Origin of the sequence: Microbacterium sp. LWH11-1.2, from assembly GCF_038397745.1 — a bacterium.
Classification (GTDB): domain Bacteria; phylum Actinomycetota; class Actinomycetes; order Actinomycetales; family Microbacteriaceae; genus Microbacterium.
In genome coordinates this window covers 1,151,612-1,174,554 of record NZ_CP151636.1, presented here as the reverse complement: position 1 = coordinate 1,174,554, position 22,943 = coordinate 1,151,612, and the positions used below count along the sequence as shown (strand labels likewise).

At 69.8% G+C, this 22,943-nt stretch carries 21 protein-coding genes and 1 pseudogene; 11 read left to right on the top strand and 11 right to left on the bottom strand.

Annotation, left to right across the window (positions count from 1 at the left end; genetic code table 11):
- The first annotated feature begins 10 nt into the window (after positions 1-10).
- From MRBLWH11_RS05515 to MRBLWH11_RS05500, 4 genes are all read left to right on the top strand, one after another.
- Positions 11-1,258, top strand: a complete 1,248-nt coding sequence (locus MRBLWH11_RS05515) for a cytochrome P450 (protein WP_341947039.1) — start codon at positions 11-13, stop codon at positions 1,256-1,258.
- Between the two features lie 42 nt (positions 1,259-1,300).
- Positions 1,301-2,158: a helix-turn-helix transcriptional regulator gene (locus tag MRBLWH11_RS05510; protein WP_341947038.1), complete on the top strand. Its 858-nt coding sequence runs from the start codon at positions 1,301-1,303 to the stop codon at positions 2,156-2,158.
- A 131-nt stretch (positions 2,159-2,289) separates the two neighbouring features.
- Complete coding sequence (locus MRBLWH11_RS05505; RefSeq protein ID WP_341947037.1) at positions 2,290-3,270, top strand: aldo/keto reductase; 981 nt, start codon at positions 2,290-2,292, stop codon at positions 3,268-3,270.
- On the top strand, positions 3,267-3,986 hold the full coding sequence (locus tag MRBLWH11_RS05500; protein ID WP_341947036.1) for a creatininase family protein: 720 nt from the start codon (positions 3,267-3,269) through the stop codon (positions 3,984-3,986). The genes MRBLWH11_RS05505 and MRBLWH11_RS05500 overlap by 4 nt, the downstream gene beginning before the upstream one ends.
- 222 nt (positions 3,987-4,208) lie before the next feature.
- On the opposite strand, the gene rhaS is transcribed toward MRBLWH11_RS05500, so the two are convergent.
- The 4 genes from rhaS to MRBLWH11_RS05480 form a co-directional block, all read right to left on the bottom strand.
- Positions 4,209-5,252: a rhamnose ABC transporter substrate-binding protein gene (gene rhaS / locus MRBLWH11_RS05495; RefSeq protein WP_341947035.1), complete on the bottom strand. Its 1,044-nt coding sequence runs from the start codon at positions 5,250-5,252 to the stop codon at positions 4,209-4,211.
- A gap of 62 nt (positions 5,253-5,314) precedes the next feature.
- A complete protein-coding gene (locus MRBLWH11_RS05490; RefSeq protein WP_341947034.1) occupies positions 5,315-6,364 on the bottom strand; it encodes an ABC transporter permease in 1,050 nt (349 codons plus the stop codon).
- Positions 6,361-7,395: an ABC transporter permease gene (locus MRBLWH11_RS05485; RefSeq protein ID WP_341947033.1), complete on the bottom strand. Its 1,035-nt coding sequence runs from the start codon at positions 7,393-7,395 to the stop codon at positions 6,361-6,363. Before MRBLWH11_RS05485 ends, MRBLWH11_RS05490 begins: the two co-directional genes overlap by 4 nt.
- A complete protein-coding gene (locus MRBLWH11_RS05480; protein ID WP_341947804.1) occupies positions 7,392-8,927 on the bottom strand; it encodes a sugar ABC transporter ATP-binding protein in 1,536 nt (511 codons plus the stop codon). The genes MRBLWH11_RS05485 and MRBLWH11_RS05480 overlap by 4 nt, the downstream gene beginning before the upstream one ends.
- Positions 8,928-9,086: 159 nt before the next feature.
- On the opposite strand from MRBLWH11_RS05480, the gene MRBLWH11_RS05475 reads away from it, so the two are divergent.
- From MRBLWH11_RS05475 to MRBLWH11_RS05465, 3 genes are all read left to right on the top strand, one after another.
- Complete coding sequence (locus tag MRBLWH11_RS05475; RefSeq protein WP_341947032.1) at positions 9,087-10,106, top strand: LacI family DNA-binding transcriptional regulator; 1,020 nt, start codon at positions 9,087-9,089, stop codon at positions 10,104-10,106.
- A gap of 18 nt (positions 10,107-10,124) precedes the next feature.
- On the top strand, positions 10,125-10,469 hold the full coding sequence (locus MRBLWH11_RS05470; protein WP_341947030.1) for an L-rhamnose mutarotase: 345 nt from the start codon (positions 10,125-10,127) through the stop codon (positions 10,467-10,469).
- 61 nt (positions 10,470-10,530) lie between these two features.
- Complete coding sequence (locus tag MRBLWH11_RS05465; protein WP_341947029.1) at positions 10,531-11,421, top strand: PhzF family phenazine biosynthesis protein; 891 nt, start codon at positions 10,531-10,533, stop codon at positions 11,419-11,421.
- A 51-nt stretch (positions 11,422-11,472) separates the two neighbouring features.
- Here the strand turns inward: MRBLWH11_RS05465 and MRBLWH11_RS05460 are convergent.
- A pseudogene (locus MRBLWH11_RS05460) lies at positions 11,473-12,336 on the bottom strand (DMT family transporter); the annotation flags it as partial.
- Between the two features lie 32 nt (positions 12,337-12,368).
- On the opposite strand from MRBLWH11_RS05460, the gene MRBLWH11_RS05455 reads away from it, so the two are divergent.
- Positions 12,369-12,962 (top strand): TetR/AcrR family transcriptional regulator, encoded by a 594-nt coding sequence (locus MRBLWH11_RS05455; protein WP_116633419.1) that lies wholly within the window; start codon positions 12,369-12,371, stop codon positions 12,960-12,962.
- 2 nt (positions 12,963-12,964) lie between these two features.
- Here MRBLWH11_RS05455 and MRBLWH11_RS05450 read toward each other — a convergent pair whose 3' ends face one another.
- Positions 12,965-13,264, bottom strand: coding sequence for a DUF1330 domain-containing protein (locus tag MRBLWH11_RS05450; protein ID WP_341947028.1), 300 nt, complete (start codon positions 13,262-13,264; stop codon positions 12,965-12,967).
- Positions 13,265-13,358: 94 nt separating this feature from the next.
- On the opposite strand from MRBLWH11_RS05450, the gene MRBLWH11_RS05445 reads away from it, so the two are divergent.
- Positions 13,359-14,063, top strand: coding sequence for a spermidine synthase (locus tag MRBLWH11_RS05445; RefSeq protein ID WP_341947027.1), 705 nt, complete (start codon positions 13,359-13,361; stop codon positions 14,061-14,063).
- 14 nt (positions 14,064-14,077) lie between these two features.
- Here the strand turns inward: MRBLWH11_RS05445 and MRBLWH11_RS05440 are convergent, their stop codons facing one another.
- Both MRBLWH11_RS05440 and dnaB read right to left on the bottom strand, forming a co-directional pair.
- Complete coding sequence (locus MRBLWH11_RS05440; protein WP_341947026.1) at positions 14,078-16,537, bottom strand: ATP-grasp domain-containing protein; 2,460 nt, start codon at positions 16,535-16,537, stop codon at positions 14,078-14,080.
- A gap of 81 nt (positions 16,538-16,618) precedes the next feature.
- On the bottom strand, positions 16,619-17,992 hold the full coding sequence (dnaB, locus tag MRBLWH11_RS05435; protein ID WP_116633405.1) for a replicative DNA helicase: 1,374 nt from the start codon (positions 17,990-17,992) through the stop codon (positions 16,619-16,621).
- A 521-nt stretch (positions 17,993-18,513) separates the two neighbouring features.
- Between dnaB and MRBLWH11_RS05430 the strand changes: the two genes are divergently transcribed.
- Positions 18,514-19,503: a hypothetical protein gene (locus tag MRBLWH11_RS05430; RefSeq protein ID WP_341947025.1), complete on the top strand. Its 990-nt coding sequence runs from the start codon at positions 18,514-18,516 to the stop codon at positions 19,501-19,503.
- A 104-nt stretch (positions 19,504-19,607) separates the two neighbouring features.
- Positions 19,608-21,287 carry a hypothetical protein gene (locus MRBLWH11_RS05425; protein WP_341947024.1) on the top strand — a complete coding sequence of 560 codons (1,680 nt, stop codon included), beginning with the start codon at positions 19,608-19,610 and terminating at the stop codon, positions 21,285-21,287.
- Between the two features lie 344 nt (positions 21,288-21,631).
- On the opposite strand, the gene rplI is transcribed toward MRBLWH11_RS05425, so the two are convergent.
- The 3 genes from rplI to MRBLWH11_RS05410 all read right to left on the bottom strand — a co-directional run bounded on the left by rplI (position 21,632) and on the right by MRBLWH11_RS05410 (position 22,940).
- Positions 21,632-22,084 (bottom strand): 50S ribosomal protein L9, encoded by a 453-nt coding sequence (gene rplI / locus MRBLWH11_RS05420; RefSeq protein ID WP_116633399.1) that lies wholly within the window; start codon positions 22,082-22,084, stop codon positions 21,632-21,634.
- Positions 22,085-22,095: 11 nt separating this feature from the next.
- Positions 22,096-22,350 carry a 30S ribosomal protein S18 gene (gene rpsR / locus MRBLWH11_RS05415; RefSeq protein ID WP_017829850.1) on the bottom strand — a complete coding sequence of 85 codons (255 nt, stop codon included), beginning with the start codon at positions 22,348-22,350 and terminating at the stop codon, positions 22,096-22,098.
- Positions 22,351-22,427: 77 nt separating this feature from the next.
- Complete coding sequence (locus MRBLWH11_RS05410) at positions 22,428-22,940, bottom strand: single-stranded DNA-binding protein (protein WP_116633398.1); 513 nt, start codon at positions 22,938-22,940, stop codon at positions 22,428-22,430.
- Positions 22,941-22,943 lie beyond the last annotated feature (3 nt).

Sequence of the window (22,943 nt, the reverse complement as noted above, 5' to 3'; positions counted from 1 at the left end):
GAGACGGTCGATGACGATCCCCGCAGAATGCCCGTTCCACGCCCGCGCGCTCCCCGGCGACGGGACCCCGCTGAAGCCGTCGCCGCAACTCGCCGAGTGGCGGGAGCAGGGCGCGTTCGTCCCCCTGGACTTCCAGGACGGCCACGAAGGACTCGTCGCCACGCGATACGAGGCCGCCGTGAGCGTCCTGCAGGATCCGCGGTTCAGCATGCGCCCGAGCCGGATGCCGGTGGGGCCCGGCGATGCCGGCCACGGTGCCCACGGAGATGACCAGGCCGAGAGCGCCGCCGTGCCGCTCGAGGCCCCGGGCGACCTCGATGAGGCCGGGCAGCGCTCCGACGACCTCAACCTGCTGAACCTCGACGGCGAGGTGCACTCCCGGCTGCGCCGCGCGGTCACCGCCCGGTTCTCGGTGCGGCAGGCGCGATCGCGCGAGCCGTGGATCCGCACGATGATCGCCGAGCAGATCGCACAGCTGAAGGCGCGGGGACCCGTCGTCGACCTGTGGCGCGACTACGCGATGCCGATCTCGGCGCGCACGCACTGCCACGTGATCGGCATCCCCGACCATCACTACGACCGCTTCGTCGCGCTGTTCGTCGAGTCCTCGACCGCGCAGCAGAAGTACGACTTCATCCGTGCGCTCCTCGAGGAGCGCCGCGCCTCTCCCGGCGAGGACGTCATCACCGACCTGCTGGGCAGCGCCGACCTGGAGCAGGTCGAGATCGAGGGACTGCTCCGGCTGCTCATGGGCGCTGGTCGCGACTCGGTCGCGTACCTCATCGCCACGGCATCCGTCGCTCTGCTCACGAACCCGGCGCAGCTGGCCGTCCTCCGCGACGATCCCGAGAGGATCCGGATGGCGGTGGAGGAGTTCATGCGCGTCGGAGCGATGTTCGTGACCCTGTTCGCGCGCACCGCGACGGAGGACGTGGTCGTCGACGGGATCCCCATCACGGCCGGCACATCCGTGGCCGTCTCTCCGGTCGCGGCCAACCGCGATCCCGGCCACTGGGAGCGCGCGGAGGAGTTCGACGTCAGCCGCGACGCGTTCGGACATCTCGGATTCGGGCACGGCATCCACGGTTGCATCGGACAGCAGGTCGCCAGGGTGGAGATCCGCGAGGCGCTCACCGCGCTGCTGGAGAGCTTCCCCGACCTGGCGCTCGTCGAGGCGGAGCAGCTGACACCGCAGCCGTTCGCGCATCCCGTCGCCGTCTACGAGGCCGGGACGGTCTCGGTGCACCTGGGCCGCTGAGCGACGCACGGGCTAGCATCGTCGAAGAGAGGCAGGGCCGCGATGGATTCCGACGATGACCCCGTCGTCGTCGGCGCGAACTGGTACCGGTTCACGTCGGGCGAGCGCATCGTCAACCCGCACGTGAAGAGCGTGTCCTTCATCTGGGTCATCAGCGGAGCCGGCGAGATCCGCGCCGGCGGCCAGCGCTTCGCGGTCGACGCGCAGCACGTGATCCGCCTGCCCTGGAGTCATCACGTCGAGTACCGCGCCCAGGAGCGGGGGCCTTTCCACATCGGCACGCTGCACATCGTCCCGCGCCACGACCGGTCGTCCCCGGTCGTCCCCCGGGTCGCGCACCTCCCCGGAGACCCGCTGCTGCAGGACCCGGCGCGCACCGGCGACCCTGCCGCGTTCCGGGTCGGGTTGTCGACCATGCAGAACGGGGCCGCCCGGCGCATCACGGAGTTCGGCACCATCGCGATCGAGCGGTGGGGAGAAGGCGCGTTCGACGAGGAGTACTTCCGCGCGCTCGGACGCATCATCCTCCTCGAGAACGACTCCTGGGCCGATGTGCACGCGGCGCAGACGACGCTCCCCGGCGCGCTCGAGCTGATGATGACGTTCATCCGCCACCACATCGCCGAGCCGCTCACGGTCGCCCGTGTGGCCGAAGCCGCCCGCTGCAGCGAGACCACCGCGCAACGCCTGTTCGCCCGGCACACGGGCGAGTCGCTGCAGTCCTGGGTCCGGCACACGCGCCTCCGCGAGGCCGCCGGGCTGCTCCGGACGACCGGACTGCGCGTGAGCGAGGTGGCCCAGCTCGTCGGATACCCGGATCCGCTCTACTTCTCGCGTGCCTTCCGCCGCGCGTACGGCGTGGCCCCCAGCCGGTTCGCCCGCGCGACGCTCCGCCCCTGATCGCCGGCGGCGAGTGATCGCCCAGTCCATGTTTCCGGGTTCTCACGCACATAACCGCGCGGGGATCGTCCGTAGATTTGACCGCAGGTCGCGCAGCCCCTGCGCCCGAGCGTGAAGGAGCGCACCCGCACATGGCCGTACACCGCCGACCCTTCGGACGCACAGGCTGGGACATCAGCGAGGTCTCCTTCGGAGCATGGCAGCTCGGTGGGCAGTGGGGGCCCGTCGACGACGACGCCTCGGTCCGTGCGCTCCTCGACGCCTACGAGCGGGGCATCGACTTCGTCGACACCGCGGAGATGTACGGCTCGGGGCACAGCGAAGAGGTCGTCGGCCGATCGCTGCGGGAGTGGAACGGCGAACGCATCTACGTCGCCACGAAGATCCAGCCCACCGCGTGGCCGCACCCGTCGGTCGACGACCCCGACATCGCGATCGCCTATCCCCGCGAGTACATCCGCGCCCAGGCCGAGCAGTCGCTGCGTCGCCTCGGTGTGGAGCGCCTCGACCTGCTGCAGCTGCACTGCTGGATGCCGGGCGGCATGCACGACCGCGGCTGGCTCGACGCCCTGCAGGAGCTGCAGGCCGAGGGCAAGGTCGACCGGATCGGGGTCTCGCTGCGGGACTACCGTGCCGACGAGGGTGTCGTTCTCGCAGAGGCGGGTCTCGTGGATTCGATCCAGGTGATCCACAACATCTTCGAGCAGAAGCCCGAGCAGGCGCTCTTGGGGGCAGCAGCGGCATCGGGCACGGCGATCATCGCTCGCGTCGTGCTGGACTCCGGATCGCTGAGCGGCGCCTGGACCGCTGCCTCGTACGACGAGTGGGCCGACGGCTCCGTGCTCAAGACGATGTTCCGCGGCGAGCGCTTCACCGAGACGCTGGCGCGCATCGCCGAGATGAAGAAGGTCACCGAGGAGTACTACGACGGCCTCGACGAGGCGGCCGTGCGGTTCGTCCTCGACCGCCCGGAGGTGTCGACCGCGATCGTCGGAATGACGTCGCAGCGGCGCATCGCGCGCAACCTGTCGTTCGCCGACGGGCAGGGTCTCGTCGCAGGGCTCCGCGACCGCCTGGCACGCTTCGAGTGGGAGAGGAACTTCTACATATGACCAGTCGCCCCGCCGCCGTCGAGCGGCTCAGCCCGCAGGAGATCGACGAGCGCCTGGCCGCGGCATCCGTCGCGTATCTACCGCTCGGCTCGCTGGAGTTCCACGGCCCGCATCTGCCGATCGGCCTCGACGCCCTCACCGCCTACGGACTGTGCCTGCGCGCGGCCGAGGCGAGCGGAGGGGTCGTGCTGCCAGCCGTCTACCAGGCAGTGGGCGGCGAGCACTCCCGGTACCCGTGGACGATCATGAGCGACTCCCCCGCGGCGATCGAGACGCTGCTGACCGAGACGCTGTCGCGCCTATCCGAGTTCGGCATCCGTCGTGCGGTGCTCCTGAGCGGACACTTCGCCGACGAGCAGCGCGACCTCATCACCCGCGTCGCCGAGCAGTGGAACGCGACGGGCGAGCCGTTGCACGTCGTGGCCCGCACGCTCGGCCAGGCACCGCAACCCCCGGTCGCGCCCGACCACGCGGGCCGGTTCGAATCGCTGCTGCTGCACGCTCTCGCGCCGGAGCTCGTGCACGTCGATGCCCTGCCGGACCCGGATGCCTTCCCCGCGCCCGCGGACGAGGACCCGTTCGGGCAGGACCGGCACCGCACCGACCATCCCCTGCACGGGGTCTTCGGCCCCGACCCGCGCCGACTCGACGTCGAGGCCGCCGCCGGCCTGCGTGATCACCTCGTCACCTGGATCGCGGGCCTCGCCACGGCGTGAGCCGCGCGGCATCCGCTGGTCTCTCCTGCACGGATTGCAGGAGATCTCACGTCGCGCAGGAGCCCATCTCCCACAGGCTCCTTCCTGTCGTGAGATCTCCTGCATCGCGTGCGCCCAGCCTCCCCGCGAAAGGGGAGAAGAGGCGAACGAGCCAGGCGGATGCTGCGCGCGAAAGGGCCCGGCCGGATCTCCCCGGCCGGGCCCTTCGCGATCGGATCGGACTCAGAAGTCGAACTCGCCGATGTTCTCCTTGTCGAAGACGTACGGGTCGCCCAGCAGCACGGTGGCGTCAGGGCCGACCGTGAACGAGCCGAGCTCGCCCGCCTCGAATGTGTCGCCTTCCTTGCCCGTGATGTCGCCCTTGATGAGCGCGGCGGCGGCGAAGGCCGACAGGTAGCCGAGGTCCTCCGGGTTCCACAGCGCGAACGCGGTGACGGTGCCGTCCTCGACGTACTCGCGCATCTGGTTCGGGGTGCCGAGGCCCGTCAGCGCGACCTTCCCCTTGTAGTCCGAGGTGGAGAGGTAGCGCGCCGCAGCCGAGATGCCGATCGTCGTGGGCGAGATGATGCCCTTCAGGTTCGGGTGCGACTGCAGCAGCGCGGCCGTCTTGTCGAAAGAGATCTGCTCGTCGTCATCGCCGTAGACGACGTCGACCAGCGTGATGTCGGGGTGATCCGCGGCGAGCAGCTCCTTCATCTTGTCGATCCAGGCGTTCTGGTTGGTCGCGTTCGCGGTCGCCGAGACGATCGCGATCTCACCGGCATCCCCGATCTGCTCGGCGATGAGGTCGACCTGGATCTTCGCGATGCCATCGGCCGTCGCCTGGTTGATGAACAGGTCGCGGCACTCGGGGTTCGTGTCCGAGTCGAACGTGACGACCTTGACGTTCGCCGCGCGCGCCTCGTCGAGCGCGTCGCAGATCGCCTTCGGATCGTTTGCCGACACGACCAGCGCGCCGACGCCCTGCTGCGTGGCGGTGTTGATGTAGCTCACCTGGGCGTCGGGCCCGGACTCGGCAGGGCCGACCTCGGAGAACGTGCCGCCGAGCTCCTCCACCGCGGCAGCCCCGCCCTTGCTCGACGTGTCGAAGTAGGGGTTGCCGAGGCTCTTGGGCAGGAACGTGATCGCGAGGTTGTCGCTGCCGCCCGAGTCTCCGGACGAGTCGCCTCCGCCGGAGGTGCCGGTGTCGGCGCAGCCGGAGAGGGCGAGGGCGGTGGCGACCGCGATGGCGGCCACCGCGGCCACACGCTTGCGTGCAAACTTCATTGTTTCTTCCTTTCGTGCGGGCGGCCGGGACGGATGTCGTCGGCCGAAGGACGCAGCTGTCGTCAGGCTGTGCTCGCTGCGACGCGTGGGGGTCGGCTGGGACGACGTCGAGATCTCTGGAACCAGGTGAGGATGCTGGCACTGACGACCGACAGCACCAGCAGCACTCCCGTGATGACGTTGATCACATCGGAGGTGACGTTCGCGAGGCGCAGGGCGCTCGACAGCACGCCGATGAGGAGGACGGCCGCGACGACGCCGTAGAGCTGCCCGCGCCCGCCGAAGACCGAGACTCCGCCGAGGACGACCGCGGCGATGACCTGCAGCTCCAGCCCTGTGGCGTTGTCGCCGCGCGCGCTGCCGAAGCGCAGCGTGTAGTAGATCCCGGCGAACGCCGAGACCACGCCGGCGAGGACGAAGAGGATGAACTTCGTGCGGTCGACGTGCACGCCCGAGAAGCGGGCGGCATCCTTCGACAGGCCGATCGCGTAGATCCCCCGACCGAACGGCGTGAACTGCAGCACGATGATGAAGACCACCAGCAGGATCAGGAACGGCACCATGATGTACGGGATCGTCGTGCCCGCGATCTTCGCCTTCGCGAGGGCCGTCCACAGCGCCGGGAAGTCGGTGACCGCTGTCGTGCCCAGCAGTCCGACCGCGAGTCCGCGGAACAGCGCGAGCGTGCCGATCGTGACGGCGAGCGAGGGCAGTCCGACCACCGTCACGAGGAAGCCGTTGAATGCGCCTCCGACAGCCCCGACGAGCAGCGCGAGGAGCGCGGCCACCTCGAACGGCAGCCCGGCCTGCACGCCGGCGCCGGTGACGACGCTCGCGAGCCCGACCATGCTGCCGACCGAGAGGTCGATCTCGCCGGTGATCATGATGAGCGTCATCGGCAGGGCGATGAGCAGGATCGGCGCGACGTCCAGCAGGAGGTAGTTCACGGTGATCGGCTGCCCGAAGCCGCGGACCGCGACCATCGAGTACAGGACGACGACGATCAGCAGACCGACGACGGCCATCTCGCGGCTCACGATGACCCGCCGCCAGAGCGGCTTCTCGAAGTCGCGCGTGACGCGGTTGGTGCTCGTGGTGGTCACGGAGTTCATGACTGGTCCCTCGCTTCGATGAGTCGCTGCCTCTGCCGCACGGCCAGCCAGCGGTCCAGCACGATCGCGCCGATGATGAGCACGCCGACCACGGCCCGCTGCCAGAAGTCCGGGATGCCGAGGATCGGGAGCGCCCGGTTGATGGTCATCAGGAGCATCGCGCCGATGGCCGCTCCCCAGACGGTTCCGACGCCGCCGGTGATGGCGATGCCGCCGATGACGGCCGCGCCGACGGCATCCAGCTCCCAGCCGGCGCCGGCCTGCGAGCTCACCGAGCCGTAGCGCGCGGCGTAGAAGACGCCCGCGAGACCCGCGAGTGCACCCGACAGGATGAACGCGGTGAGCACGCGCCGCACGACTCGGAGGCCGTAGAGCTCGGCGGCTGCCGGGTCGGAGCCGATCGCATAGTACTCGCGTCCGCCGCGGGTGTTCCGCATGTACCAGGCCGCTGCCGCGAGCACGACGAGGGCGACGATCGCGAGGATCGGGATGGTGAGGATGTCGCCGGTGCCGATCGCCAGGAAGTCCCGGGGCATGTCCGAGGCGTTGACCCGGGTGGAGCCCGCCCAGATCACGTTGATGCCGCGGTAGGCGTACAGCGTTCCGAGCGTGATCACCATCGCGGGCACCCGGGCGAAGGCGACGAGGGCGCCGTTGATGAGCCCGAGCGCGGCGCCGAACAGGACCGCGCACAGCACGACGATCGGGATCGGGATGCCCGGGAAGTCGATGAACATGCGGCCGGTGAGATACGCCGAGAGCCCCATCACCGAACCGACCGACAGGTCGACGTTCCGGGTGATGATGACGAACGCCTGTCCGACCGCGACGAGCACGAGGATCGACGGCGTCAGCAGCAGGTCGCGCCAGCCGTCGGGGCTGAAGAGGAACGCGGGGTTCTTCGCGGTGGCCGCGGCGACGACGAGGGCCAGGGCGATCAGGATGCCGAACTCGCGGGCCTTGCCGAGCGTGCCGATGCGCTTGGTCAGGCCCGACACCGGGATGCGGGTGGTGGAGGTGGTGATGGTCACGAGTTCTCTCCCGCGTCGGTGCCGGTGGTGTGCTGCGGCGAGGCGTGGGTCGCGGCGAACATGACGTTCTCGGATGTGGCGTCCGCGCGGGCGAGCTCGGCGGTGATGCGCCCCTCGCGCATGACGAGCACGCGGTCGGCCATGCCCAGCACCTCGGGCAGCTCGGACGAGATCATCAGGATGCCCTTGCCCTCCGCAGCCAGCTGCGACAGCAGACGATGGACCTCGGCTTTCGTGCCGACGTCGATGCCGCGGGTGGGCTCGTCGATGATGAGCACGTCGGGCTGCGTGGCGAGCCACTTCGCCAGCACGACCTTCTGCTGGTTGCCGCCGGACAGCGTGGCGGTGACCGTGTCGAGAGCGTGCGCCTTGACCTCGAGGCGGCTGGCCCACTCGCGGGCGGCGCGGTTCTCCACGCCCGTCGTGATGAGGCCGAAGCGGGAGAGGCGGCGCCGGATGGCGGTCGTGATGTTGCGGCCGACCCCCGACTCGATCACGAGCCCCTGCTTGCGACGGTCCTCCGGCACCAGGGCGAGACCGGCGCGCATGGCGTCGGTGGGACGCGACCGGGGAATCCGCCGGCCCTTCATCGTCACCGTCCCCTCGCGGTAGTCGTCGATGCCGAAGACGGCGCGTGCCACTTCGCTCCGGCCGGCGCCGACCAGGCCCGCCAGCCCCAGGATCTCGCCGGAGCGGACCGTGAACGAGATGTCGTGGAAGATGCCGGGGCTGGTGAGGCTCTCGACCTCGAGCAGCGGCTCCCCGATCGTCGTCTCCTGCTTGGGGAAGAGCTCGGTGATGTCGCGGCCGACCATCTGCCGCACGAGCTCGGCGGGGGTGGTCTCCGCGATCGGCGTCGTCGAGATGTAGGTGCCGTCGCGCATCACGGTGACGGTGTCGCACAGTGCGAAGACCTCGTCGAAGCGGTGCGAGATGAAGATCAGACCCCGGCCCTCGTCGCGCAGACTCCGGGCGATCGCGAACAGCCGCTCGACCTCGACGCCCGACAGCGCCGCAGTCGGCTCGTCCATGACGAGCACCTTCGCGTCGAGCGACACGGCCTTGGCGATCTCGATGACCTGCTGGTCGGCGATCGAGAGACCCTCCGCCGGACGATCGGGGTCGATCGACACGCCGAGTCGGGTGAACAGGCGCTCGACCTCGCGGCGCATCGCCTTGCGATCGATGCGGCCGAGCCGCGCGACCGGCTGCCTGCCCATGAAGATGTTCTCGGTCACCGACAGGTCGGGGAACAGCGTGGGCTCCTGGTAGATCACGGCGATCCCCGCGGCCTTGGACTGCGCGGTCGACGAGAAGTCGACGTCCTCGCCGTCGAGCTGGAACGAACCGCCGTCGCGGTGATACAGGCCGGCGACGATCTTGACGAGCGTCGACTTCCCGGCGCCGTTCTCGCCGATGAGGGCGTGTATCGAACCGGTCGTCAGCCGCAGGCTCCCCGAGCGCAGTGCCACCACTGCGCCGAACGACTTCACGACCTTCGAGAGTTCGAGGACCACAGGTGCGGCATCGATGGGCACTGGTGCCTCCTCGTCGAGGTTGAATATGATGAATCGATTCAAACTCGATTCAGGGATACTGTAAGCACCGCATCCCCACCGGTCAAGTCACAGTCCGGATTCGGCCCCGGACGGTTACCGAGCGGCGAAGATCACCGCAGCGAAGGAGCGCAGATGGTCGTCAGCATCAGAGACGTCGCCCAGAAGGCGGGCGTCTCGGTCGGCACGGTGTCGAACGTGCTCAACCGGCCCGAGACGGTGTCGAGCGATGCATCCGAGCGCGTGCTGAAGGCGATCGAGGACCTGGGCTACGTGCGCAACGACGCTGCCCGCAAGCTGCGCGCCGGTGTGAGCACGACCGTCGGCTTCGTCGTGCTCAACGGGCAGAACCCGTTCTTCAACGACGTCGTGCGGGGAGCGGAGGATGAGGCCTCGCGCCACAACATCGCTGTGCTCTACGGCAACACCGATGAGGACTCCGACCGCGAGCGCATGTACCTCGACCTCTTCGAGGAGCAGCAGGTCCGGGGCGTGCTGATCTCCCCCTACGGCGACATCCTCCCGCGCCTCGAACGACTGCGGGCCCGCGGCATCCGCGCGGTTCTCGTCGACCGCTTCGGCGGCAACAGCCGGTTCAGCTCGGTCTCGGTCGACTCGGTCGCCGGCGGCAGGATGGCGGTCGAGCACCTCATCGAGACGGGCCGACGCCGCATCGCGTTCGTCGGAGGGCCGATGGACATGCGGCAGGTGACCGACCGGCTCGCCGGGGCGCGGGTCGCCGCCGACAACGCGCTCGATCCCGTCGAGCTCGAGGTTCTCGCCACGGACGCGATGACCGTGGAAGAGGGCGTGGCGGTCGGCGCCCGCGTGCTGAGCCGACCGCGGCGCGAGTGGCCCGATGCCATGTTCGCCGCGAACGACCTGATCGCCCTGGGACTGCTGCAGTCGCTCATCCTCGACGGACGGATGCTGGTGCCGCAGGAGATCGCCCTCATCGGCTTCGACGACATCGCGTTCGCGGCGGCCGCCGCCGTGCCGATCACGTCGATCCGACAGCCGAGCGGGATGATCGGCCGCACGGCGCTGCGCGTGCTGCTCGAGGAGTGCGACGATCCGGAGCTCATCCCCCGGCAGACCGTGTTCCAGCCCGAGCTGGTCGTGCGCCGGTCGACCGCGACCACCCGTGCGAACTGACGAACCGAAGGAGAACCCATGACCGAACGCATCGCGTTCCAGCTGCAGATCGCCCCGGGGATGATCGACGAGTACGTCGCCCGGCACACTCCGGTCTGGCCGGAGATGCTCGCGGAGATCGCCGCGTCCGGACGCCGCAACTACTCGATCTTCCTCGGTGAGGGCGGCCGGCTCTTCGGCTACTACGAGACCGACGACGACGAGGCCGCCCGCGCCTACCTCGCGGCATCACCGGTCGCCGCGAAGTGGGAGGCCTCGATGGCCGAGTTCTTCGTCGGACTCGAGGGCCGCGCCGACCAGGCCGCCACCCCGCTCGTCGAGGTGTTCAACCTGCATGATCAGCGGGAGGCATCCGGCGCGTAGACGCACCGCCTCGGGATTCCTAGCATGGGGAGGACACACCGCGACGGCCGGAGGACGACCTATGAACGTGCCCTTCTTCTGGGTGGACGTCTTCGCGACCGCCCCTCTCGCCGGGAACCCTCTCGCGCTCGTCCCGGACGCCGACGCGCTGACGGCCGAGACGATGCAGGCCATCGCTCGCGAGTTCAACCAGTCGGAGACGACCTTCCTCGTGCGTCCGACGCTGCCCGGCGCGGATCATCGCCTGCGGTCCTTCACCCCCGGCGGCTTCGAAGTGCTCGGCGCGGGGCACAACGCGATGGGCGCGTGGCTGTGGCTGGCGGCATCCGGTCGGCTGGATGAGAACGGTGGGCGGTACGTGCAGCAGATCGGCGACGAACTGCTCCCGGTCAGCGCCACGCGCGATGGCGCGGGCCGAGCGGTCGTCACGATGCAGCAGTCGGAGCCGCGATTCCTGACGGCGGTCACCGGCGAGCGACGGGGCGCCCTCGCCGCGGTCCTCGGGCTCGATGCGACCGACCTCAGCGACGATCGCGCGGCGCAGGTCGTCTCCACGGGTGCCGAGCATCTGCTCGTTCCCGCGCGGAACCCGGATGCCGTCGATACGGCCCAGCCCGACACCGCGGGCCTGCGTGAGTTCCTTGCCGACGTCGGCGCCGAAGGCTGCTACCTCTACACGACCGCCGTCGAGCCGGGATCAGGGATCGACGCCTACGCACGGTTCTTCAATCCGACCGTGGGGATCGTCGAGGACCCCGCGACCGGCACGGCCGCGGGTCCGCTCGCCGCACTCCTCGTGCGCGACGGACTCGCACACGAGGGCACTCCGATCACGGTGGAGCAGGGCACGGCCCTCGGCCGCCCCAGCCGCATCGGCCTGCTCGTCGACGGTGCCGTGGTGACGATCTCCGGAACGGGGATCATCGTGGGCGAGGGCGTGCTCCGCCTCTGACCGGGGCGTCCGCTCTCGGCCTGCGCGCGCCTCCGAAGCGAGCACCATCCCGACACCCAGGCCGCAGAGCAGGAAGCCCAGCAGCGTCACGACGGTCAGCGTCTCTCCGAGGACGACGGCTCCGGCCACCGCCGTGAACGGGGCGATGAGGAAGAGCAGCGCGTTGAGCGCCGTGATGCCGATACGGCGCAGCAGCCACCAGTAGAGCCCGTACGCCGCGAGCGTCGGGAACGCCGCGGCGAGCGCGGTCGCCGCCCAGAAGGATGCCGAAGCGGGCGGCAGGAGGGCGCCCGTCGCCGCGGCGAGCACCATGAGCGCGACCGCTGACACCGCGGCGTGGATCGCCAGGGTCGGGAGCACAGCGATCCTCGGGTCGCGCCGACGCTGGATGATCGTGCCGGCGATCAGGCACGCCATCGCGACGGCGAGAAGGAGGTACACGAGCGGATGCGCGTCGGACTGGCCGAGCTGCGACCGCACGACGAACACGACGCCGACGGCCCCGAGGGCCAGGCCGATCCACTGGATGCCGCGCACGTGCAGGCCGAGGAGAGGACCGACGAGCAGGGCGATCACGAGAGGCTGCACGGCGTCGATCAGGGCGACCGTTCCCGTCGCGATGCCGGCGGCGAGCGCGGCATAGGTCGCCGTGCAGTAGCCGAACTGCGCGAACAGGCCGACGGCCCCCTGCCAGCGGAGATCGGACACCGTGGTGTCGCGGAAGGACCCCGTGGCGAAGGCGACGATCAGCAGGACGCCCGCCAGCGGCACGAAGCGCCAGACGAGCAGCGTCACCGGCGCGGCGTCGACGGTCGCGATCGCCGCGATGAGGAACCCGGAGCTCCAGGTGACCACGAATGCCGTGGCCGCCGCGACCGTGAGGAAGGCAGATACTATACCGATCTGTTTACTCATCCCTCGACTATACAGGTTGGTATACTCGAGGCATGAAGCAGCCGGTCCCGGAACTCGCCCCGCTGACCCCCGGCGCCCGCCGGGTGCTCGATGCCGCGTCGCATCTCTTCTACGAACGCGGCATCCATGCGGTCGGGGTCGATACGATCGCGGAGGCCGCCGGCGTCACGAAGAAGACCCTCTACGACCGATTCGGCTCGAAGGAGACGCTGGTCGTCGCCTACCTCCAGCACCGCGACGCGCGATGGCGCGACCACGTGGCAGCGAATCTCGCGCGCGTACCGGCACCAGGCGTGGAGCGGATCCTGACGATCTTCGATGCCGCCGAGTCGTGGTCCGACGACAACAGCTCCAAGGGGTGCAGCGCCATCAACGCCCGCGCCGAGATCGGCGACGGGCACGACGGGCACCCGGTCTTCCCCGAGGTGGCGCGCCAGAAGGTGTGGCTTCTCGACGTCTTCGAAGACCTCTGCCAGGAGGCCGGGGTGCCGGATGCTCGAGCGATGGCAGAAGCGCTGATGCTGCTCTACGAGGGCGCCATCGTCACCGTCGGGATGGAGACCTTTCCGAACCCGTTCCCCGCGGCGCGACGGGTGGCGAAGTCGCTGCTCGAGCAGGTGGCATAGCGCTATTCGGCGGGCGGTGCCGCGTCGATCACGCGGATCTCCCTGGTCGCCGCGTCTCCGAGGGTGCGCAGCGCCTGCTGATAGGCATCGGAGTGATACGCCGCGACAGCGGCTTCGAGGTCGGGGAACTCGATGATGGTCGTGCGCAGTGCCGCCTCGCCCTCGAGCACGGCGAGTGGCTCTCCGCGAGCGATGAAACGCCCTCCCCCGGCGAGCATCGCCGGACCGGCGAGATCGACGTACAGACGGAGACGCTCCGGATCACGGATGCTCGTGAAGGTATTGACCCAGTAGACCGGCATCCGCTCAGTCTGCCACCGGCTCCACGGCGCGGGGCCGGATCAGTCGAGGCGGCGGGCGCGTAGGGTGGGACGTCTGCCGACGAGAGGCTCCGCGATGATCGCACGATACGAAGAGCTGGACTGGCAGAGGACGCGTATGGGCGAGCTCATGCTCCGCCGTCGCGCGGACCCGGCGACCAGCGAGATGATCTACGAGGTCAAGCTCGAGGACGAGTACCTCATGTCGAGCCTCTTCACGGTGGCCGAGGAGGAACTCGCGACGCTGGGGCTCGCCGCCGCGACGGGTGACCACCTGAACGTACTCGTCGGCGGGCTGGGCCTCGGGTACACGGCGGTGACCGCGTTGGCCGATGCCCGGGTGGCGCGACTCGAGGTGATCGACGCGCTCCCCGCGGTGATCGGATGGCACGAGCGGAAGCTGCTGCCGGTGTCGGCGCAGCTCGTGGACGATCCTCGGACGACGCTGACCCACGACGACTTCTTCGCGGTCATGCGCCAGGAGCCGGGTGCCGACGCCCGCCATCACGACGCGATCCTGCTCGACGTCGACCACTCGCCGCGCCACACGCTCGACCCGTCGCACGCCGACCTCTACACCGAGGCGGGGCTCACCGCGCTCGCCCGGCACCTCGCCGACCATGGCGTCTTCGCCCTGTGGTCCGACGATCCGCCCGATGAGGAGTTCCTGAACACGCTGGGCGCGATCTTCGACGACAGCCGCGCGCACGTCGTCGACTTCGACAACCGCCTCACCGGCGGGGTCTCGTCGAACACGGTGTACGTGGGCGTGCGGCGCTGACGGCGGACGAGGCGTCAGAGCCCTTCCCGCAGCACCAGGGGAACCGCCACGGTTCTCACCACCGTCTCGAGCAGACTCCAGCCGACGCGGTGACGCCAGGGGAGGTGTCTGGTGTACACGGCGGTGTATTCGAACTCCGGCTCCGCCCCTCGGTTGCGCTTGAACTCGGCCACGCCGCTCGAGTTGTGCAGCTGGACCCCGTTCTCGTGAGCGGTGCGGGCGACCAGGTAGCTGAGCATCCGGTAGAGGCCGAGTTCCTGCGGGAGCGCCGTGTCGTACCCGAGAACAGGAGCGGCGAGGAAGCCATCGGCCGCACGGAACCCGAAGACCCCGTCGATGCGCGCGTCGGCCTCGTGTTCGAGCAGCACGAACTCGAGGAGCCCGCTCTGCTGCGCCGCGCCGATGAACGCGGCGGTGTAGCGGGGGTTGAGACGGGAGTACTTGTCGACGTACAGCTGCGCGTAGAGCTGGGCGATCCGCTCTCGGACGGGCAGCGGCGACATTCCGGTCAGCGGATCGACGACGGCGAGGCGGGCGCGATAGGCCGACTTCTCGTAGACGGAGCGGTCGCGAGTGGTGTCACGGACACGCGCCCATCCGCTCCCCCGGGTGTCGGTGAACAGCACGCTGCGAGCGGGAATGAGGCGATAGCCGCAACGGCGCAGCATCTCGGGCATCAGGCTCCCGCGGCCGTGCACGCTGCGCCAGCCGATCGCCCGTCGGGGATGGGCCGATCGCAGCGTCGCGGTGAGATCGGCGAGATCGTGTTCTGCGACCTGCGGATGAAGATTGGTGGAGACCAAGGCGTTGCCCACGAACACGACGTCGTCGACGCGCGACACAGCCAGTGCCACCCCGAGGGCGCGCAGCAGCCCTCGCGCGGCGAATCGGGCCGCGCGCGAACGCAGCTCGCCGACCTCCTCGCGGGCGTAGTGCAGGTAGTGCGTGACGGGTGACACGACGTAGCTCGGCGGGTCGGCGGCCGCGCTCTTCCCGCCCGGGCGCGGAGACATGGGTCGGGGAACGGTCATCGGCAGCCGCGCACCGCCGATCTCGACGACCGAGAGCTCGACGTCGACATTGGATGCGACCTCACGCGTGCCACCGGCGTGAGCGACGGCGTCGACGAACGCGTCCGCCCAGGGCTGCGCGCACGCATCCGGCTCGTCCTGTCGCGGCTCGTTCGGCTGCGCCTCGTCGGACGGCAACAGGACGACCTCCCCGTTCCACTCGATGTCATGAGTCGAGGCGCCGAGGAGCGAGACGCGTGATGTGCGGGCGGTGCGCATCTGCACGAGGAGTGACCGGGCGAGCGTGGGCAGCGCCACTCGATCACCCGGTTCGGAAAGGACATCCGGGGCCTTCGTCTGCCGCAGGAAGGCCGCCGCGTCACCCGCCGACCGTACGCCCCTCGGCCCGTACAGGAGATGAGGCACTCCGAGCCGCACCACCTCGCGCGACGCCGTGACGAGGTCGACGACCGTCCGGTCCGGTTCGACGGCGACGGCAGGGCGGAACGCGTCGGCGAGCCGGTCGCCGGGGCCGAAGAGGTGAATGCCGCTGGTCGCTCGAGGGTTGCACTCGAGGATGGTGAGCTCCGCGTCCGTGTGCAGGAGATCGAGGCCGAACTGACCGGTGAGGTCGAGCCCGCCGGCGAGCGTCGCGGCCAGAGAACGTGCGGAGCCGTGGACCGGGTCGCTCTCCTCGATGCGTTGGAACACCACCCCGGCGCCGTGCCCGGCCCGCGACAGCGGTTCGTACAGGACGAACGCCGTGAGCTTTCCCCCGACCGCCACCGCGGAGATGCACAGCTCCCGACCGGTCACCCGTTCCTGCACGAGCCACGGCTGCTCGGCTGTGATGCGGCCCACGTGCGGAAGGGGCTCTCCCTCGGCCAGCACTATCGTGCGGGTGCCGAACCGCGAGAATGCGGGCTTCACGACCCTTTCCCCCCAGAGCCATCCCCCGGGCGTCGAAGGTCGCCGCCTCCATTCGATGGCCGACGAGACCACCTCGGTGCGCGGGTGCGGCAGGCCGAGCTCGTCGAGCAGCGCGGCGAACCGTCCCTTGTGATGCAGCCGCGCGAGCGCCCCGGGCTCCGGGGCGAACAGCCGCCCCCGAAGCAGGGCGAGATCGCGCTGCACGCCGTCACCGATGGGCGCCCGCCCGTCCGCCTCGAGGGCGTCCCCCGCCTTGAGCACCGCACTGAGCCAGAAGATCTCCTCGCAGGTCGGGACGATGAGATCGGCGCGGTGCCGACGCGCGATCCCGGCGATCGCACGCGCGAACTCCACCGGCCGGAACCGCGCCGACGGCACCCGATAGGCACGACGCACGGCGCGGGAACGCGCTGTCAGATGGGGCTCGCTGTCGGCGACGATCACGCCCCACCCCGACTCGGCGAAGCGCCGCGCGAGATCGAGAGCGACAGGTGCACGCGCCCCGGTGAGCACCACCGTGCGCGTCGGTGTCACGCCCGCGCGACGCTCATCCCGCACAACCGCCACCTCTCCCCCGACATCCCCGCATCGACGGCGCGAACGCCGACGGACGACTCAGTTGAAGTCGCCGCCCGGGGCCATGTCCATGAAGCGCGAGTAGTGGCCCTGGAACGCCACGGTGATCGTGGCGGTCGGACCGTTACGGTGCTTGGCGACGATGAGGTCGGCCTCGCCGGGACGCACGTCCTTGTCGTAGACCGAGTCGCGGTGCAGCAGGATGACCATGTCGGCATCCTGCTCGATCGAGCCGGACTCACGCAGGTCGCTGATCGCGGGCTTCTTGTCCTGACGCTGCTCGGGACCACGGTTCAGTTGCGACAGCGCGATCACGGGGACCTGCAGCTCCTTCGCGATGAGCTTGAGGCTTCGCGAGAACTCGGAGACCTCCTGCTGACGCGACTCGACGCGCTTCCCCGACGTCATGAGCTGCAGGTAGTCGATGATGACCATGCGCAGGCCCTCGCGCTGCTTGAGACGACGGCACTTGGCGCGGATCTCGACGAGCGTCATGTTGGGGCTGTCATCGATGTAGAGGGGCGCGTCGTTGATGCGACCACGGGTCGCGGCGACGGTGGTCCAGTCGCGCGGGTCGAGCGTTCCCTTGCGCATGTTCTGCAGCGGGATGCCGCCCTCGGCGCTGAGCAGACGCATCGCGATCTCGCTCTTGCCCATCTCGAGAGAGAAGAAGATCGACGGGAAGTCGTGGCCGATGGATGCCGCGCGGGCGAAGTCGAGCGCGAGCGTCGACTTACCCATGGCGGGACGGGCCGCGACGACGATCATCTGACCACCGTGAAGGCCGTTGGTGAGCTCGTCGAGCTCTTTGAACCCGGTCGGGATGCCGGTCATCGAGCCGTCGCGGCCGTTCGCGGCCTCGATCTCCTCGATCGCCGCATCGACGGCCGTGGTCAGCGGCACGTAGTCTTCGGCCGTCTCGGTTCCGGTGACCGAGTAGATCTCGGCCTGGGCGTTGTTGACGATGTCGGTCGCGTCGCCCTCACCGGCATACCCGAGCTGCACGATGCGCGTGCCCGCGTCGACCAGGCGACGGAGGATGGCTCGTTCGTTGACGATCCCCGCGTAGTACCCGGCGTTCGCCGCGGTCGGGACGATCGAGGTGAGCGTGTGCAGGTAGTCGGCGCCGCCGGCCCGGCCCAGCTCGCCGGTCTTGATGAGCTCATCGGTGACGGCCACGACGTCGGTCGGCTCGCCGTGCGAGTACAGCGACAGGATCGCCTCGAAGATCAGCTCGTGCTTCGGGATGTAGAAGTCGGCGCCCTTGAGGGTCTCGATCACGTCGGCGACGGCGTCTTTCGACAGCAGCATGCCGCCCAGCGCGCTCTGCTCGGCGAGGAGGTCGTGCGGAGGCGTGCGCTCGGGCGGGCGCTGCCCTCCCAGGCGCTCCTCTGAGATGTCCGCGATCGACACGCTTTTCCCTTCGATGCGACGTTTCCGAATGCGCCGCCCCGGAGGGCGGAGCCGTGTCCGTCCGGCCGTTCCGGCCGCCGTGCACAGCGAATCAGGAGCCCCCGACATTCGGTCGCTCGACCACGGTACGAGCGGCATGATTCGGGTGCAACACAGCCTGTGGATAACCCTGTGGAGAGCGTGCGGACAAAGCCGGAGTGTCTGTGTAGAACCGGTGTGGATAACCCGGTGGATGGCATCTCATATCGGTTTTCTTAATCGCGCTGACCTGGGTTTTCTCGATTCCCCAGCCTGTGGATGAGAACCGGGTTCAAGGGTTGATTGAAGGTTTTGCCATCACGGGACGACATGTGCAGAACCTGGGGAAAGTCAAGCCGAGATTCTGCCGGGCGCGTCATCGCGCGATGAGCGTTCGCGGCTGCGCGAAATAGCCCTGGACAACCGCCTTAAGCGCGAGTATCGTCGGCCCATCGACGCACGTTCGTGTCGATGGTGCGTTGCCTTCAGAGGGGGAGGTTGACGTGAACGTTCGGGCCACCCGACGCGGCATCCCCACCGCCGTCAAATGGGGCGGTCTCGTCGCGCTCGCCTGGGCGACGCTCACCGTCGTCGCCGGCGGAGGCACAGCGCACGCCGACGAGCAGTCCGACGGCCCGCTCGACGGGCTCACGTCGATCGTCGGCGAGACGGTGTCGGCCGTCACGACCCCCGTCCTCTCCGACGTGGTCGCCCCCGTCGTGACCGAGGTGGTCGCCCCCGTCGTCACGACCGTCGTCGCTCCCGTGCAGCAGGAGGCACCCGCCGTCGTGAGCACGGTCACCAGCATCGCCACCGAGGTCCCGCTTCTCGGAGAAATCGCCGCACCGATCGTCCAGGCGGTGTCCCAGACGGCGCAGAACGCGGTCGCGCCGGTCACCGACGCTCTCACACGCGCTCCCGTCGCGCAGATCACCGACCCGATCCTGGATGCCGTCACCGGTCTACCGATCGTCGGAGAACTCGTCGACGACGTCGGCGCCGCCGACCTGGTCCGTGACGTCATCGGCATCGTCGACACCGCGACCGGCGTGATCGGCGAGGCGGCGGAGGAGACCGTGCCGCCGATCCTCGTGAGCCTGGACCCGACAGCATCCGTTCCGGCCGAACCCGCGACACCGGGTGCCGGCTCCGCCGCGCAGCTCGTGACTGCCACGGCATCCGCCCGCGCTCTCCCGTCCACGACCCCCGCGCTCGCCTCCGCTTCGCCCGTAGTCCCCGCTACCATCCCCAGGGGCACTGTGAGCGAGCGCGGGGCATCGGACGCGCCCTCCGGGCCGTCCTCCGGCGCCCCGCCAGGAGGTCCTGGAACGCCTTCTTCCTTCGCCGGTTCCGGCGGAGGGAACAGCAGCGCCCACGCTCGCGTCAGCGACGTCGGCGCGTCTCCGCTCCGTGCCTGGGAGCGGGCTGCCGGTGCATCCGACGACGCCCTGCCGACGTCGCCGGTCTTCGCCACCGACGTCTCTCCTGACTGACTGACAGTCGCGCCGCCCTCACCCCGAGGACGGCAGATGCTGTGCTGCGCGCGCACTTCGCCCGCACCCATCCAGACTCCCCCAGTCCAGTCAGGAGAATCATCATGCGTACCTATCTGAAGCGGGCCCTGTGGGGCACGCTCATCGCCGGGGGCATCACGCTCTGCGGCGCGACGGTCGCCAACGCGGCCGAGACATCCGGAGACGACAGCCTTCTCTCCGGCACACAGGCGGTGGCCGTGGTCACCGCGCCGATCACGATCGTCGACAACGCGATCTCGGTGCTCGGCACCTCCACCGCCGAGGCATCCGCTCCGGCACCCGCCGACGACGCCGCGCCCACTCCTCCGCCTCCTGCCCCCGCACCCGCGGCGGACACGAGCGGCGACTCGGGCGCGGCATCCGGCTCCCAGGCCGTGGTGTCCGTCACCGTCCCCGTCACCGTGACGGACAACGCGGTGAGCGTTCTCGGCACCTCCTCGACCAGCACCCCGGCCGCGGCTTCCCAGAGCGAGGCTCCCCAGGCCTCGACTCCCGCCGCCGGGGTGCCGTCCGTGACGACCAGCGGCATCGACGGCGTGCTCTCGGGCACGCAGGCGGTGCTGCAGGTCGACGTCCCGATCACCGTGTCGGGCAACGCCGTCTCGGTCCTCGGTGAAAGCAGCGCGACGACGCAGGGATCCGCGGCACCGGCCCCCGCAGCGACGACGCCCGTGGCCACCGAGACCGACGGAACGGATGCCGTCGCCGGCGGCACCCAGGTGGTCGCACCGGTCACTGCACCGATCACGGTCGGCGGCAACGCCATCTCCGTGCTCGGGGAGAGCGCGGCCACCGGATCGTCCTCGGGCGAACCGACGGCGGGCGCCGCACCCGGAGCGGAGGGGACGACGTCGGGAGACGACTCGATCCTCGGAGGCACCCAGGTGGTGGCGCCGGTCAGCGCACCCATCTCCGCCGTCGGCAACGCGATCGCGATCGGTGGCGACAGCACGGTCACGGGTTCGCCGGGCGCAGCGCCCTCCGGCGGTCAGGTGGGCGCTCCCGCCGATGCGGAGACCTCCGGCACCGACGGCATCGCCGGCGGCACGCAGGTCGTGGCACCCGTCACGGCACCGGTCTCGGTCCTCGGCAACGCCGTCTCGGTCCTCGGCACCAGCGCGGTGACCGGCGGAGCAGGCGCAGCCCCGGCACCGGCATCCGGCGGTGACGCGTCGACGGGCGGGGATGACTCGCTCGCCGGCGGCACGCAGGTCGTGGCGCCCGTCACGGCGCCGGTCGCGGTGCTCGGCAACGCCGTCTCGGTCCTGGGCACCAGCGCGGTGACCGGTGGAGCAGGCGCAGCACCGGCACCGGCGGTTCCTGCCGTCGGCGGGATCGACACGTCCGGACTGGGAGGGCTTCTCGGCGGCAGCCAGGTCGTGCTCCCGGTGAGCATCCCGATCACCGTCGGCGGCAACGCCATCGCGGTGGTCGGAGAGAGCACCGTCACCGGACCTGGGACGAATCCCGGAACGGACCCGGGAACCGATCCCGGCACTGACCCTGGAACCGACCCTGGAACGGATCCCGGAACCGACCCCGGCACCGACCCCGGAACCGACCCGGGCACGACGCCGGGAAGCGGTCCGGCATCCGGGGCGGCCACGGCCGGTTCGGCAGCCGGCGCAGCGGAAGGCCTCGCCATGACCGGCGACGCCACCGCCTCCGGTCTGGTCGCACTCGCCGCACTCCTGCTCCTCCTCGGAGGAGCGGGCCTGCTACGCCGTCGCACGACGGCGTAGCGCAGACGCCGGCGGTGCGCTCGTCCTCGGGGGAGGAGGCTCCGCACCGCCGGTGCGTCGGCGCGGCCAGTGCGAACGGCTCGCCGTCCGCTCTCGCGCCGGCGCGCGGATGCCCCGTGGCGCAACCACGGGGCATCCGTCATGCCCTCGGGACGGCAGGTTCTGCGGCCCATCGCACGTTCTGCGGCCTCGAGCGTGGATTCAGGCCGCAGAGGTTCGAGATGGCCGCAGAACTCGAGGCGGACAGACGACGCACTGCACGCCGAGACGCAGAACGCCCCCTGTCCCGGCAGAAGCCGGAGAACAGGGGGCGCACTTCGACGGGCTCAGTGGCCCACCGGGAACTACTTGGCGGCGACGACCTGCAGCGTGATGACCGCGGTCACGTCGTCGTGCAGACGAACGGTGGCCTCGTGGTCACCCGTCGACTTGATCGGCGAGGTGATCTGCACCTTGCGCTTGTCGATCGTGCCGATGCCGGCAGCCGCGACGGCGTCGGCGACGTGCTCGGTCTTGACGGAGCCGAAGAGACGACCTTCCTTGCCGGCCTTGACCGTGAGGCGCACCTTGGTGCCCTCGAGAGCGTTCTTCAGTGCGACAGCGTCGTCACGATCGTGGATCGCGCGTGCCTGACGCGCGGCCTGGATCGAAGCGACCTGCTTTTCGCCACCGCGGGTCCACGCCGTAGCGAAGCCCTGCGGGATGAGGAAGTTACGGGCGTACCCGTTCTTGACCTCGACGACGTCACCGGCGCTACCCAGACCTGCGACCTCGTTCGTGAGAATCAGCTTTGCCATCTCGATACCCCTTACCGGCCGGCGCCAGCGTAGGGCAGGAGCGCCATTTCGCGCGCGTTCTTGATCGCCGTGGCGATCAGACGCTGCTCCTGCACCGAGACACCGGTGATACGACGGGCGCGGATCTTGCCGCGCTCCGAGACGAACTTGCGGAGGGTGGCGACATCCTTGTAATCGATGACACCGACCCGGATGGACTTCGCGGGAGCGGTGGGCTTGCCACCCTTCCGCGGCTTGCGGCGGTCGCCGCTCGACTTTCCAGCCATTGGTTTTCCTTAATGATGAGCGGCCCTTCGACAAGCTCAGGGGCCCATGGGCCCCGGCTCAGACCGCGGAGATGAGTTTAGAAGGGAGTGTCGTCGCCGAAGCTGCCGGGAGTGCTCCAGGCATCCGCGCTGGTCGACGAGCCGGGCGTAGACCACGGCTCCTCCGACACCTGCTGCTGCGCGGGACGGGACTGTCCGCCGCCGGCACCACCGGCACCGCCGGTCGACGCCGCACGGGTGACCTGCGCGGTCGCGTACCGGAGCGAGGGGCCGATCTCGTCGACCTCCAGCTCGATCGCGGTGCGCTGGTTGCCCTCGCGGTCCTGGTAGGAGCGCTGACGGAGGCGACCCTGCGCGATGACGCGCATGCCCTTCGTCAGCGAGCCCGCCACGTGCTCGGCGAACTCGCGCCACACGGACGCACGGAGGAACAGCGCATCGCCGTCCTTCCACTCGTTCGCGGCACGGTCGAAGTTCCGAGGCGTCGATGCGATGGTGAAGTTCGCCACCGGCAGCCCGTTCTGCGTGTAGCGCAGCTCGGGGTCGGCCGTGAGGTTTCCCACCACGGTGATGACGGTTTCGCCGGCCATGGC